At 64.6% G+C, this 13,238-nt stretch carries 12 protein-coding genes; 8 read left to right on the top strand and 4 right to left on the bottom strand.

Annotated features, from left to right (window positions below):
* The first annotated feature begins 9 nt into the window (after positions 1 to 9).
* The 3 genes from cobF to EDF56_RS21050 all read left to right on the top strand — a co-directional run bounded on the left by cobF (position 10) and on the right by EDF56_RS21050 (position 3,494).
* Positions 10 to 765: a precorrin-6A synthase (deacetylating) gene (cobF, locus tag EDF56_RS21040; RefSeq protein WP_132391215.1), complete on the top strand. Its 756-nt coding sequence runs from the start codon at positions 10 to 12 to the stop codon at positions 763 to 765.
* 53 nt (positions 766 to 818) lie between these two features.
* A complete protein-coding gene (locus EDF56_RS21045) occupies positions 819 to 2,102 on the top strand; it encodes a hypothetical protein (protein WP_132391217.1) in 1,284 nt (427 codons plus the stop codon).
* Positions 2,103 to 2,252: 150 nt separating this feature from the next.
* Positions 2,253 to 3,494 carry a threonine synthase gene (locus tag EDF56_RS21050; protein ID WP_243652748.1) on the top strand — a complete coding sequence of 414 codons (1,242 nt, stop codon included), beginning with the start codon at positions 2,253 to 2,255 and terminating at the stop codon, positions 3,492 to 3,494.
* A 73-nt stretch (positions 3,495 to 3,567) separates the two neighbouring features.
* Here EDF56_RS21050 and EDF56_RS21055 read toward each other — a convergent pair whose 3' ends face one another.
* Positions 3,568 to 4,602, bottom strand: coding sequence for a hypothetical protein (locus tag EDF56_RS21055; RefSeq protein ID WP_132391219.1), 1,035 nt, complete (start codon positions 4,600 to 4,602; stop codon positions 3,568 to 3,570).
* Entirely contained in the window at positions 4,599 to 5,777 is a 1,179-nt protein-coding gene (locus tag EDF56_RS21060; protein WP_132391221.1) for a sulfotransferase, read from the bottom strand. The genes EDF56_RS21055 and EDF56_RS21060 overlap by 4 nt, the downstream gene beginning before the upstream one ends.
* Before the next feature lie 69 nt (positions 5,778 to 5,846).
* Between EDF56_RS21060 and EDF56_RS21065 the strand changes: the two genes are divergently transcribed.
* Positions 5,847 to 6,341, top strand: a complete 495-nt coding sequence (locus EDF56_RS21065) for a hypothetical protein (protein ID WP_165912302.1) — start codon at positions 5,847 to 5,849, stop codon at positions 6,339 to 6,341.
* Positions 6,342 to 6,360: 19 nt separating this feature from the next.
* Here the strand turns inward: EDF56_RS21065 and EDF56_RS21070 are convergent, their stop codons facing one another.
* Positions 6,361 to 7,263 carry a LysR family transcriptional regulator gene (locus EDF56_RS21070; protein ID WP_132391225.1) on the bottom strand — a complete coding sequence of 301 codons (903 nt, stop codon included), beginning with the start codon at positions 7,261 to 7,263 and terminating at the stop codon, positions 6,361 to 6,363.
* 120 nt (positions 7,264 to 7,383) lie between these two features.
* Here EDF56_RS21070 and EDF56_RS21075 point away from each other — a divergent pair, with 120 nt between their 5' ends.
* The 4 genes from EDF56_RS21075 to EDF56_RS21090 all read left to right on the top strand — a co-directional run bounded on the left by EDF56_RS21075 (position 7,384) and on the right by EDF56_RS21090 (position 10,331).
* Entirely contained in the window at positions 7,384 to 8,175 is a 792-nt protein-coding gene (locus EDF56_RS21075) for a type 1 glutamine amidotransferase domain-containing protein (RefSeq protein ID WP_132391227.1), read from the top strand.
* Between the two features lie 71 nt (positions 8,176 to 8,246).
* Entirely contained in the window at positions 8,247 to 8,543 is a 297-nt protein-coding gene (locus EDF56_RS21080) for a putative quinol monooxygenase (protein ID WP_132391229.1), read from the top strand.
* An 18-nt stretch (positions 8,544 to 8,561) separates the two neighbouring features.
* Positions 8,562 to 9,569: an aldo/keto reductase gene (locus EDF56_RS21085; protein WP_132391230.1), complete on the top strand. Its 1,008-nt coding sequence runs from the start codon at positions 8,562 to 8,564 to the stop codon at positions 9,567 to 9,569.
* A gap of 114 nt (positions 9,570 to 9,683) precedes the next feature.
* The gene (locus EDF56_RS21090) at positions 9,684 to 10,331 is read left to right on the top strand and encodes a glutathione S-transferase family protein (RefSeq protein WP_243652749.1); all 648 of its coding nucleotides are present in this window, start codon (positions 9,684 to 9,686) and stop codon (positions 10,329 to 10,331) included.
* Between the two features lie 34 nt (positions 10,332 to 10,365).
* On the opposite strand, the gene EDF56_RS21095 is transcribed toward EDF56_RS21090, so the two are convergent.
* A complete protein-coding gene (locus EDF56_RS21095; protein WP_132391232.1) occupies positions 10,366 to 13,176 on the bottom strand; it encodes a TonB-dependent receptor in 2,811 nt (936 codons plus the stop codon).
* Positions 13,177 to 13,238 lie beyond the last annotated feature (62 nt).

Raw genomic sequence — 13,238 nt, forward strand, 5'->3', positions numbered from 1 at the left:
GCGCCGCCCATGATCGAATTGAGCCTTATCGGCATCGGCACCGGCAATCCCGACCACCTGACGCGGCAGGCGGCACGGGCGATGAACGAGGCCGACCTGATCCTGCTACCGCGCAAGGGCAGCTACAAGTCCGACCTGCTCGACTTGCGCAAGAGCATCTGCGACGCCGTCCTGACCGGGCAGACGCGCATGGCCGAATTCGATCTCCCCACGCGCGATAGTGGCGGCGATTATGTGGATGCAGTCAATGCATGGCACGACGCGATTGCCGATGCGTGGATGCACCAGATGGCCGTGCACCTCCCCCATGGCGGCAAGCTGGCTCTGCTCGTCTGGGGTGATCCGTCGCTCTACGACAGCACCCTGCGCATCGCCGAACGGCTACGGCTGGGCGGACTGGAGATCGCCGTCCGGGTGGTACCGGGCATCACCAGCATCCAGGCGCTGACCGCCGCGCACGGGATCCCGCTGAATGGACTCGCCCGTCCGGTGACCATCACCACGGGGCGGCTGCTGCGCGCGCATGGCTGGCCGGAGGGCGCCGAGACGCTCGTGGTCATGCTGGACCAAGGCTGCGCGTTCGAGGCTCTGGCGGATCGGGACATCCATATCTGGTGGGGGGCCTATCTGGGCATGGCGAACGAGGCGCTGATATCCGGTCCGCTAAGTGAGGCCGGGCCGATGATCGCCGAGGCCAAACCTCGCTTGCGGCAACAGAACGGCTGGATCATGGATGTCTATCTGATGAGGCGCCAGACAGCATGATTTCGGAGCGGCCTCGCTTGCGCCCACGTCGCATCCCGCGCTAGCCCTGCTCCATGACCGAGATGACCATCATGGACTGGGCGCGAGGCGATATCTTCGACCTGGACTTTCCCGCGCATCCTGAAGCGCTGAAATTCGGTGGGCCCGAGTTCCTGACGCGGGCCTTCCGCGCAAGCGGGGCCCTCGGCAAGGACAACAGCGTCACGCATATCACGCGCCTCGACGAGTGGATGCTGGGCGGGACCGGTATCAAAGCGCTGCTGTCGGTGGCTTATGAACATGACGCCGCGGACTTGCCGCGCGATCTGTTCGTGAAGTTCTCGCGCAATTTTCAGGACAAGGTACGCGATAGCGGTCGCCATCACATGCCGCCGGAAGTGCGGCTCGCGAACTTGTCCCGAGATCCGGATTTCCCGGTCGCCGTGCCGAAATGCTTCTATGCGGACATCCAGCAGGAGACGCTCACCGGCATCATCATCACCGAGCGCATTCCGTACGGTCAGGGTGCCGTCGAGCCGCATTACCCCAAATGCATGGACCAGATCCTGCCCGAGCCGCTCGCGCATTACCGCGCGCTGGTCGCCAATCTGGCGCGGCTGTCGGGCACGCATAAATCGGGCCGGCTTGGGGACGCCGTGGCGCGCCATTTCCCGCTCGATCTGGACATGCTCATCGCACGCCGACCGCGCTTCGAGGCGCCGCTGCTTGCCAAGCGGATCAACCGGTTGGCAGAATTCATTCTGCAATATCCGCATCTTGTGCCGCCACACATCGCCGATCGCGCGTTCCTCAACGGCTTCTGCGCCGACGCGCTGCTGGCGGCCGAGCAGCAGGAGGACATTTGGCGGTTCCTCTATTCGCAGCCCGATATGATCGCGCTCTGCCACATGAACGCGAACATCGACAACGCGTGGTTCTGGCGGGAACCGGATGGCACGCTCAAATCCGGGCTGATCGATTGGGGCAGCGTCGGACAGATGTCCGTGGCGTCATCGATCTGGGGCTGCATCGGTGCCGCCGAACCCGAAACGCACGATCGGTATCTTGACGATTTGCTGGCGCTGTTCATCGCCGAATATGCGCGCGCCGGAGGACCCATTCTCGATCAACGCGAGCTGACGCGGCATCTGGAAATGCACGTGATGATGTCGGCCCTGCATATGACGACCGCCCCGCCAGCCATCCTGCGCGAAGTCCCCGATCCCGGAGCCGCCGCCGACCGCTACGACCCGATCTTCACGGCGAATGAAACCGCGCGCGTGCAGTTGAAGATCACCATATCGCTTTTGAATATGTGGGCGCGCCGCGATCTCGGTCGGCATCTGCGGGCGGGTTGAGGCACGCGCGGAAGCCGCCCCGACCAGGCGGTCAATCCCTAGTTGCCGCCTGACGAACTCCCTCTATTCTCCCGCTCTCACCGCTGCACACTGCCATCGCGTTACCGACTTCGGTGGCCGCGCGTGCCGCGCGTTCCACATCGAGGCCTTATGAACCGCAATCACTTTGTGAACCACAATCTGAGCGAAGACCGCCAGACTTTCGTCACCCATCTGGAATGCTCGCTCACGGGCGAGCGCTATGAGGCAGACCAGCTTCACCGCCTGTCGTGGGCCGGGCGGCCGCTGCTCGTGCGCTACGATCTGGACGGATTGAAGCAGTCGATCCAGCGCCAGACGATCGAGGCACGCGAAACCGACTTGTGGCGCTGGCGCGAGCTGCTTCCCGTACGCAAGACGCAAAGCATCGTTTCTCTGGGCGAGATCGAGACGCCGCTCATACCGATCCCGCGCTCGGGCGGGCGCAATGTCCTCGTCAAGGATGAGGGGCGACTGCCGACCGGCTCGTTCAAGGCACGCGGTCTGGTCATGGCCGTGACGATGGCGCGCGAACTGGGCGTTACGCGCATCGCGATGCCCACCAACGGCAATGCCGGCGCGGCGCTGGCCGCCTACGCCTCTCGCTGCGGTATCGAAACGGTCGTGCTCTGTCCCGAGGAAACGCCCGAAGTGAACGTCCGCGAAATCGCCCAGCAGGGCGCGCGGGTATGGCGTGTGAACGGCCAGATCGATGAGTGCGGCGCGATCGTCGGCAAGGGTGCCGCCGAAGGGCTCTGGTTCGATTTCTCTACGCTGAAGGAGCCCTATCGCATCGAGGGCAAGAAGACGATGGGCCTCGAACTCGCCGCCCAGCTCGAATGGGAACTGCCGGATGCGATCTTCTACCCCACCGGCGGCGGCACCGGGCTGATCGGCATGTGGAAAGCCTTCGACGAGCTGGAGCGCCTTGGATGGATCGGCTCCAAGCGGCCGCGCATGTATGCAGTGCAGGCGGCGGGTTGCGCACCGATCGTTCGCGCATTCGATGCCGGCGTGGAGTTTGCCGAACGCTGGGAAGACGCGGCAACCGTTGCGGCAGGTATCCGCGTGCCCAAGGCAGTCGGCGATTTCCTGATCCTGCGCGCGGTGCGGGAGTCGGGCGGCCGGGCATTGGCCGTCGGCGATCCGGCCATCCTCGCAGCAGTTGACGAAGCCGCGCGGAAGGACGGATTGCTGCTCTGTCCGGAAGGCGGCGCGGTGCTGGCTGCGTACAATCAGGCCGTTCGCGACGGGATCGTGGATGCCGAGGAACGCGCCGTCCTGTTCAATTGCGCGACCGGCTTGAAGTATCCCCTGCCGCCGGCGGACAACTGGCTCGATCGCAACGGGGCAATCGACCTGACGCAACTGTAAGCGGCCCGCTTACCAAAAAGCGGACTTGCGCGGTTTCAATGGGGAGCCGCCGAACAACAATCGGCGGCCCCTTTCACGGCAAGACGGTGCCGTCCGAGCGATGCAGCCGCGTTTCCGGCCGGCCAATTGCGCCGAGATTTCCGACAATCCTGCACACGAATGCCCCCTTGCGGCGGCCCACCGTGTCGATGCGATTGCTTGCCCCTGCGGGCACGGCGGGACCGACCGCAATACGGACATGGCCGTCGTCATCGAGAACGGCATTGCCGTCATGAACACCCGGCGTCTGGAGATGCTCGTACCAGAAATTGTAAACGTGGAGCGACCAATAGCCGGTGATGCCGGGCGGCATCACGACCTCCAGCCATTCACCTTCGGCCAGATCGAATCCGCCGAGGAAATACCGGGTATCGGCATCGCCTTGCACCGTTTCCGCAAGCGCGGGCGGCGCGTTGTCGAGGCGGTTGGGTAGATCGCGCGCCGCGGCCATCCATTTCAGATATTCGCGCACATTCGCGCGGAGCAACTTCGCGACATGGACCAGCGCACCGTCATTGCTGCCACCCATCAGCGTCGGCCCGGCGGCGGCGTGACCGCCGGTCAGAGTGATGCGGGCGGGATCACTGGTGCCGCGGTGCAGGATACGCACCATCAGTATCCGCGCGCCGGGCGGAATGGCGAGACCGCCTGCCTCACCGGCATCGGCTGCCAAAGTCAGGGCGAAAGCTCCATCAGGGGCGCAGTTCCCGCTATCGAAGGCAGTATAGCCGGCGATCAAAGGCGCTCCGTTCGGCCCGATCGTATAGACGCCGATGCCGACGCGTTCCGACCCGTTCAGCCGCCCTTCGATCCGGTAACGACCGGCCGCATCGATCCCGCTGTGGAGCATGATATAGTCGGGATTGGGCCCGCCATGGACCGGCAGCGCGCGCGTCAGTCCCCCTTCCCTGAACAGATGTCCGAGCAACGCGCCGCCCAGTCCGGCCGCCACCATCCTCGTGACATAGGCCTCGCCCTCGGCGGCGACTTCGGCGTCGGGCGCCTCGGCCGCGATCAGGGCACGAGCATCCTCGACGGCTGCGTTCAGCGTTTCCCAGCCCATGCTCATGCCGCCGCGCCGATGCGGGCCAGGCCCTCGCTCTCACGCGGAATGGCGAAGCGGCCGACATAGCCATCGAAACGAGACCGGACGACGTCGGCGTCCAGACCATATTGCGCGAGGCTATAGTTGTTGGCGCCGCGCGCGTTCTTGGGATTGGCGGCATGCCAGTCCCTTACCGCCTTGGCGACATCGTCGGGCGTGTCGATGCCAAGACCGCCATGGATGCGGCGCATTTCCGCCACCGGGTCCGCAATCAGCGCATAGTAATCGACATGCACGACCCGGTCGCCATGCGGTCCCCGGTCGAACTCCAAGATCCGGTCGATATGCCGCTCGATAAAGTGCAGCATGTCGCGGCCGACCTCCTGCCTGTCGACAGGCGCCGCCGCGCGACTGGAGCGCAAGTTCCAGCTCATCTTGGCGATGGAGGCGACCACTTGCGCCGGGTCGCGATGCGTCATCACGAAGCGCGCATCCGGATAGACTGCCAGTATCGCGTCCATGGCGATGACATGGTTCGGGTACTTCAGCGCCCATGGCCGGGCTTCGGAGCGCCATTGCAGGCACTGAAGCTGGCGTTTGTGGACGCGATAGGTCTCGACCAGATCGAGCCCGTCCATCAGCCAGTCGAAATAGTCGGGCACGCGGTAGAGGTTGTGCAATCCCGCCGCGCCATAGCTTTGTTCCAGGAAGGCATGGCATTCGTCGGAACCACCGTCATCGTAGAGATGCAGCGCGGCAAAGGCCTCCGGCCGGCCATGCGCCTTTTGCAGTTCCCGCCATGCCGCGCGTCGTTTCTCCACCGAGGCTGGATCGAACCCCGGCGGCGGCGAAGGCATGCTCGATTCCCACGTGCGGATCAGGCGAAAACGAGGATCGCGGTCGAACAGATATTGGAAATAGGTCGTGCCCGATCGCGGCAGGCCCATGAGGAAAACCGGCGCCTCGATCACCTCGTCAACGATTTCCGGGTAGTCGCGAACCCATTTCAGGCTCTCCAGCCGATTGACGGAATCGCACAGCAGCATGGCACGGACTTTGGCCTCGCCTTCGGCCGACATGGGGAAATTGGCTTGCAGCGATGCGACAAGGCGCTGGAGATTTTCCCGGACGCCCCGGTCGCTGTCGGCAATGCCCACCGAGTCCTCGGCTTCGGCAATGATAGATATGGCTTCAAGCATATCCTGCTCCCATTCGATGACCGCCCGCTTCGCCTTGCCACGAGTCTGTCTGGCATCTATATTCGGTAAATGCCGAATATGTCAAAGACCGAACTCTCGCTAGATCAGCGCCGCTTCGTCGAGGACCTCGCGGCCTTGTTGGTGCCGTGGGGGATGCAGCCGAGCGTGGCCCACCTCTATGCCTACCTGCTGCTCTGCGACGAGCCGGTATCGCTCGACGCGGTCACGGCGACGCTCGGCATGGCCAAGAGCAGCGCCAGTGTCGCCGCCCGCGCGCTGGAACAGTTCGGCCTCGCCCGTCGCCACAGCGAGCCCGGCAGCAAGCGCATCCGCTACGGCGCCTCCACTTCCTATTCGGGCTTTATCGCCGCGCAGGCCGCGTTGATGGGCGATCTGGGGCGACTGATCGAAGAACGCGCCCGCGGGATATCGGAAGGCGAAACGCTGCGCCGATTGCGCTATCTGGGCTCGTTCAACCGCAAGATGGAAGCGACGATCCTCGGCCGCATAAGCGAGTTGTCCGACGAATTTATCGCGCACGGTCCGGACGCAGAATTGCAATGATCGCCTGAACCGGTCCGGTTCAGGCGCCCACCTGCCTCACGACATCCGCAACCAGCGCACGCAGCCAACGATGCGCGGGATCGTGGCGGTAGCGCACATGCCACGCCATCTCGACCGGGAAAGTGCCGAGATCGGTTGGAGCCGGAAGCACCTTCAGCCGGGGATCATGTTCGAGCCGGCGGCAGATCAGCCGGGGCAATGTGGTGCAATAGTCAGTGACGGCAACCATCTCGGCCACCGCGAAGAAATTGGTGACGGAGATGGCCACATCGCGCTTCAGCTGCTGCTGCGCCAGCGCCTGAAACACGCCGGCACGGATGCGGCCCGGCGGCATGACATTGACGTGGCGCAGGCATTCGAACTGCTCGCGCGAGATGGTGTCGCCGATCTCGGGATGGTCGGCGCGCAGCACGCATTCCAGGTGCTCGTCCATGAGATGCTGCACCACCAGATTGTCCGGCGGATCGACAATGCGCCCCACCACCATCGCAGTCGTTCCGGAAACCACGCCGGTCTCTGTCAGGTCGTTGCCGTAGGGCGTGAGACGCAGCCTGATGCCCGGCGCTTCCGCGGCCAGCTTCGCGACAATGGCGGGCATCAGCGCAAACTCCACATAGCCGTTCGGGGCGATGGTGAAGAGCCGCTCGGCGCTTGCAGGATCGAAATCCTGCTGGCCAAGCACCGCGTCGTCAAGCCGCGCGAGCGCATCGGCGATCCCCGGCGCCAGTTCGAGCGCAATCGGGGTTGGCTGGATGCCGTAGCGCTCGCGCACGAAGAGCTGGTCCTGTAACATCAGGCGCAGCCGCCCGAGCGCGTTGGAGAGTGCGGGCTGGGTCATGCCCAGTCGCTCGGCGGCACGGGTGACGCTGCGCTCCTCCATCAGTGCGACGAATATGGGCAACAGGTTGAGATCGTACCGCATCAGATATTATCTCATCGATATATCTTAAATCCAAGAAATAAAGTTCTGGAATGAGTGCGCATAGGCCATTTTCCGGTTGTCGGCGGATCACCGCCCGACTGCGATCCGAAGGAGGTTCAGATGACCAAGGGTAAAGTGCTCGTGCTCGGCTCCAATGCCACGCAGATCGAAGTTCAAGGCGGTTTTGGTCCGACCGGACAATATCTCAACGAAACCGTCGTGCCCGCGATGGCCTTGATTGCGGCCGGTTACGAGGTCGTGCTGGCGACGCCGACCGGCGCCAAGCCAACCATCGATCCTGCGTCCGATGCCCCGGCGCATTTCGGGAACGACGTTGCCGCCTACGAGCGGGCCAAAGCCTTCTATGCCAGTGATCCATCGATGAACCGGGTCAGCACCCTGCGCGCGGTGATCGACGATGGCCTTGACCAATTTGCCGGCGTGTTCGTGCCCGGTGGTCAGGCGCCCGTCGTTGATCTGATGCAGGATGCCGATGCCGGCGCGATCCTGCGCCATTTCCATGCCGCCGCCAAGCCGACCGCCCTGCTCTGCCACGGCCCGATTACCCTCGTATCGGCGATGGAGAATGCCCCGGCCTTCCGCGCCGCGCTGATCGCCGGTGATGACGCCAAGGCAAAGGACATCGCGGCCGACTGGCCCTATGCCGGCTATCGGATGACGATCTTCTCCGCATCGGAGGAGAAATATGTCGAGGAGCAGATCCTCCACGCCAAGATGTACTTCGACATGCCGCAGGCGCTGCACGATGCCGGCGGCGAGGTCATCGTGACCGATATCGACTTTGCGCCCCACGTCGTCGTCGACCGCGAGTTGATTACCGGGCAGAACCCCAGCTCGGATCACCCGATTGCGGAAGCCTTGATCGCGGCGCTCGATCGGGCGAATGCATGAGGACGCGCATGACCGGCGGGGCGCTTCGCACGCGCCCCGCCGGATGGCTGGAAAGCACAGGAACAAGACCGATGACCGATACCGTCAAGATCGTGGCGACCCTTGTCGCCAGGCCCGGCAAAGCGGAAGCACTGCGCGCGCTGCTGGATGGCATGATCGCGCCGAGCCGCGCCGAACCCGGCAATCTGCGCTACGATCTCTGGGTCGATCAGGCCCAGCCCGACCGGCTCCTGCTGGACGAACTCTATGCCAACCAGGCGGCAGTGGAATCGCACCGCGCCAGCCCGCATTTCCAGAACTATCTCTCCCAGATCAACGATCTCGCCGAGCGCGCGGCATGGACGCTCGATCCCCTGACAGTCTCCTGACACAAAGGAATCCCGACGATGGCCCTGAAAGACATTCTTCCCGGCAAGCTCGGCTTCGGCGCCGCCCCGCTGGGCAACATGTTCCGCGACATTCCCGAGGACGAAGCCCTCGCCACGGTCGAAGCCGCCTGGAACGACGGCATTCGCTATTACGACAACGCGCCGCTCTATGGCGCCGGGCTCGCCGAATTGCGCATGGGTGAAGCGCTCGCAGGCAAGCCGCGCGACCAGTACGTGATCAGCACCAAGGTCGGCCGCATCATTCTCGACGAGCTGGAAGATATCAGCGCGCGCGAACAGGGCGAAAAGGCCGGGGTATTCGCGCATGGCCGCGCCAACCGCGTCGTCAACGACTATTCCTATGACGCCACCCTGCGCTCGATCGAGGGCAGCCTCAAGCGCCTGCGCACCGACCATATCGAGATCGCCTTCGTCCACGACCTCGCCCAGGATTTCTGGGGCGATGCCTGGCTGGAGAAGTTCGAGGAAGCGCGAAACGGTGCCTTCAAGGCGCTCGACCGGCTGCGCGACGAAGGCACGATCAAGGCCTGGGGTCTGGGCGTCAACAAAGTCGAACCGATCGAGCTGCTGCTCGGTCTGAACGAACCTCGCCCCGACGCTTTCCTGCTCGCGGGCCGCTATACGCTGCTCGATCACGGTCAGGCGCTTCAGCGGGTGATGCCGATGGTGGCGGAGCGCGGTTTGGGGATCGTGGTGGGCGGCCCCTACAGCTCGGGCGCGCTCGTGGGCGGTCCCAATTTCGAATATGCGCCGGCGACGCCCGCCATCCTCGACAAGGTCGCCCGGATCAAGGCGATTGCCGACCGCTACGGCGTCAGCATGAAGGCGGCGGGGCTCCAGTTCTCGCTTGCCAATCCGGCGGTCGCGGCCGTGATCCCCGGCGCGAGCCGACCGGGCCGCATTGCCGAGGATCGCGCCGCGCTGGAAGAGGTTGTCCCGGCCGACTTCTGGCAGGAACTGCGCGCCGCCGCGCTGGTGGATCCGGCCGCGCCGCTCCCGGCCTAGTTCAGATGTCGAGGCCCGGTGACGTGCCGTCACCGGGCCTCCTCAAGAATCTGGCCGAACTTTGGCAAGGCAGCGGCGTTACACCGGTACAACCGCCAGCAAGGGGTCCGCGCTGTGTCCGACAAGCTTGTAATCTGGACATTCGATTGGGTACCCAACGGCCCGCGCGGGTTCGTGCGCGACATGCGTCTCCGATGGGCGGCAGAGGAAGCGGGCCTGCCTTACGACGTTTGCACCGTCCCTTTCGAAAATCGCGAAACCAATCATCTGGACCGACAGCCCTTCGGACAAGTGCCGTTCCTGACCGACGGTGACGTCCGCTTGTTCGAGAGCGGCGCCTGTCTGCTGCATCTGGCACGTCGAAGCGACAGATTGATGCCGCGCGATCCCGTGAGTGAGGGCGAGACGCTTCAGTGGGTCATCGCTGCGCTCAATTCGATCGAGATGGTCAGCGTGCCGTGGTGGTTCCTGAAGATATCGGGCGAAACCGAAAACCGCCTGACGCCATGGCTGGAGCGCAGGCTTGCCCATATCGAGCGGGAATTGAGCGAACGGGACTGGTTGGCGGCCGGTCGCTTCACCGTCGCCGACCTTATCATGGCGGACGTATTGCGCGTGCCCGATGTCCGCGCACATGGCGATCGTCCCGCGACGAAGGCCTATGTCGACCGCATCGTCAGCCGTCCCGCTTTCCTGAAAGCCAAAGCCGATCAGATCGCGCATTTTGCCGCCGCCGACCAGATGCGTGCGAACGACGGTTGAGGCGCCCAAATGGCGCCGCTTATGAGTTTGCGGCCTAATAGCGCCATGCCAGCGTCATGCGCGCCGCGCGGGCGAATTCGGGCCGGGCAAGGAAATATCCCGTGCTTCCGCCCGCATCGAACGAGCCCACTCGCGGGTTTCCTTCGGTCAGGCCGAGCGAATTCGTGATGTTGCTGAACTGCACGCTCAGTTCGAAACGATTGGGCAGTGCCGCGCGGATGCGGGCGTTTATCATGGAGTAGGCCGGTAGCCGCTGGGTGTTGACCACGTCCGAAAAACGCTGCGAAAACCGCAGGAAATCCATCGCAAAAGTCATCTTTCCGCCAAACAGGTCCAGGCTCGGGCTGGCACGAAGCGACAGGCGCGGCACGCGGATCAGTTGATGGCCATCCGCATCTTCCGGCGAGCCATTGCCGTTTTCGTCCAGCTGCGTGTAGCGAAAGTTGTGATAGCGCGGATCCTGCAACGTTGCCTGCCAATCGAGGCGCAGCGGCCCGGCAAGGCGGGCCTGGCCGCTCAGTTCCAGCCCCCAGGTGGTCGTATCGGCGATCGAGGTCTGCTCAATGTAGGCATTGCTCGCGGTATCGAAGCGATAGTCCGTGAACGGCAATCTCGCGAAGTGGGAACGGAATGCCACTGCCGTCAGGTTCCAGCTCCGGCGCTCCAGCGTCAGACCGGCTTCGGCCATCGTGATCGGCACCGGTGCGAGATCGGTGCCTTGGGCATTGTCCGTGAAATCGGTCGGCGCGGGCAGGCGCAGGGTGCGGGTAAAGCGTGCGAACGTGCCGACGCCGGGTGCGGGCCGATAGTTCGCCGCGAGTGTCCAGCTCAGGCCCGAATAGGATTTGCCCACCGGATCGATCACCCCGGTTCCGGTCAGCACGGCGTCGTCTGCCAGCGTTGCCGCATCGCCCAGATCCACGGTGGTCGTTTCCTCCGTCCCGCCGCCGATCCGCACATGCTCCCACCGCGCGCCGAAATCCAGCCGCCAGTCCGGCGCGAGCTTCCACTCGTCCGCCCCATAGATCGCCACGTTCCGCGAATTCAGCGTCGCGGAATTGTAGAGCGAGCCATAGCGCACGAAGCCGTTGTCGGTCAGCGCGCCCAGAACTTGTCCGGCAGAATCCAGTGCCAGCACGTCAAGCCTCCGCGCCTGTCCGCGAACGTCCAGCAGAACCGTACCCGTCTGCCGGTCGAACTTCATGTCCATGGCATCGAATGTCGTGCCGATGGCCAGATCGTGGTGTCCGGCCAGTTCGAAGGCGGTCGTGAAGCGCGCATCCGCCATGCCTTCGCGCAGCGGCATCTGCACCGCCATCAGGTTCGCGCCGACGACCAGTCCGTTGCCGTTGCTAGCATTGGTGAAAGCCGCGCCATCGTCGGCATACTGGATTCTGGCGGCGGTCGTGTCGGGCCACGCCGCGCGCAGTCTGCCCATGGCGCTGGCGATGTAATCCTCTGCCGTGGTGGGGCGGCCGATGGGAAAGAGGCCGCTGCGCCGCGTCGTACCGGTCCGCAACCGCGTCCGCAGTTCGATCGCACTGCGACTGCCAAGGGCGAGGCGCGCACTGAGCGAATAGAAGGTGATGCGGCTGGTCGTGCCCTGTGACAGGTCGAAATCCTGCGGCCCCTGCGGGGTCAGGAACGCGACGTGGACATTGTCCGGCCCTGCCAGCGTATCACGCAGCGGATCGAAACCGTGGATCGGCTCCACCCGCCCGTTGGCGCCGAATTGCAGCGGCACCGGGAGGTAAAGGATAACCCTGTCGTCCAGATGCTTGACGTTGGCATCGATTTTCAGGCGGCCGTCGTCGTAGGCGAGCGATGCCCGCAATTGCCCGCCCCGGTCCGCGTTGTAGCCCGGATCGCGCGGGCCCGCGTCGGTTCGGTAGAAACCTCCAAGCCCGAGGCCGAGGTTGGGTCCCAGTCGCACGCCCGCATAGCCATCGATACGGGCATAGCCAAAGCTTCCGCCGGTCATGGATAGGTCCACACCGGGATGCTTCAGAGGATTGCGGGTGAGGAAATTGACGCTTCCGCCCGGCGCATTGGGAACGAAGACAGCCGATGGCCCGCCGCGCACGGCTTCGGCCCGTTCCACGCTGGCATCGGTGCGGAAGACCTGATCGGTATTGAGATAGCCCAGCCCGCCATCGTACTGGACCGGCAGGCCGTCTTCGAGAATGGCGACGGAAGAATAGCCGTCGGTCGGTATGCCCCGTGCACGCACGTTGTTGCTGGCCTCGCCGCCGCTGGCCTCTACCCAGAAGCCGGGGATCTGTTGGAACAAGGCCGCCGTGGAGACCGCGCCTTCGCGCATGACCGTGCCGTGGTCGATATCTGTCAGCGCATAGCTCAGCTCGGACCGCAGCAGCGGCGCATTCACGGCGCGGCCAGTGACCACGATGTCCTCGGGCGGCGTGACCGGCGGCGGCGCCGCAGGACGAGGGGCTGGAGGCGTAATCCGGGGCGGCGCGGGAGGAGGCGCCAGCTTGCCCGCTGGAGCGGGACGCAACACGACAAGGCTCGCCTCGAACCGCGCTACGGCCAGTGGCTGTCCGCGCAGCAAGGCATCCAGCGCGGCGCGTGCGCGCATTCGCCCGTGAAGGCCCGGACTGCGCAGACGCGCCGCCTGAGCATAGGGATAAAGAATCTGCACCCCGGCCTGATGGCCGAATTCATCCAGCGCGCTGGCAAGATTTCCGGCGGGGATGTCGAAAGTCCGTACTTGCGTCGGCCCCTGCACGGCCTCCTGCTCCCGCGCCGCAAGCGGCTGGACCGTGCACGCAAGCGCCGTCACGGCGCAAGGGGCCGCCGCCAGCAGGCGCATTGCTCGCTTGTACATGACCTGCCCGTTCGCCTGTCTGGCGCCCCGATTCGCGTGTTATTCGGGCATGCTGGTGCAAC

It is taken from the genome of Novosphingobium sp. PhB165 (genome assembly GCF_004341845.1).
In the GTDB taxonomy this organism is placed as follows: domain Bacteria; phylum Pseudomonadota; class Alphaproteobacteria; order Sphingomonadales; family Sphingomonadaceae; genus Novosphingobium.

Excerpts from the sequence above, each read along its gene's own strand:
- cobF (WP_132391215.1), top strand. The coding sequence starts at position 10 with ATGATCGAATTGAGCCTTATCGGCATCGGCACCGGCAATCCCGACCAC.
- EDF56_RS21045 (WP_132391217.1), top strand. The coding sequence starts at position 819 with ATGACCGAGATGACCATCATGGACTGGGCGCGAGGCGATATCTTCGAC.
- EDF56_RS21050 (WP_243652748.1), top strand. The coding sequence starts at position 2,253 with ATGAACCGCAATCACTTTGTGAACCACAATCTGAGCGAAGACCGCCAG.
- EDF56_RS21055 (WP_132391219.1), bottom strand. The coding sequence starts at position 4,602 with ATGAGCATGGGCTGGGAAACGCTGAACGCAGCCGTCGAGGATGCTCGT.
- EDF56_RS21060 (WP_132391221.1), bottom strand. The coding sequence starts at position 5,777 with ATGCTTGAAGCCATATCTATCATTGCCGAAGCCGAGGACTCGGTGGGC.
- EDF56_RS21065 (WP_165912302.1), top strand. The coding sequence starts at position 5,847 with ATGCCGAATATGTCAAAGACCGAACTCTCGCTAGATCAGCGCCGCTTC.
- EDF56_RS21070 (WP_132391225.1), bottom strand. The coding sequence starts at position 7,263 with ATGCGGTACGATCTCAACCTGTTGCCCATATTCGTCGCACTGATGGAG.
- EDF56_RS21075 (WP_132391227.1), top strand. The coding sequence starts at position 7,384 with ATGACCAAGGGTAAAGTGCTCGTGCTCGGCTCCAATGCCACGCAGATC.
- EDF56_RS21080 (WP_132391229.1), top strand. The coding sequence starts at position 8,247 with ATGACCGATACCGTCAAGATCGTGGCGACCCTTGTCGCCAGGCCCGGC.
- EDF56_RS21085 (WP_132391230.1), top strand. The coding sequence starts at position 8,562 with ATGGCCCTGAAAGACATTCTTCCCGGCAAGCTCGGCTTCGGCGCCGCC.
- EDF56_RS21095 (WP_132391232.1), bottom strand. The coding sequence starts at position 13,176 with ATGTACAAGCGAGCAATGCGCCTGCTGGCGGCGGCCCCTTGCGCCGTG.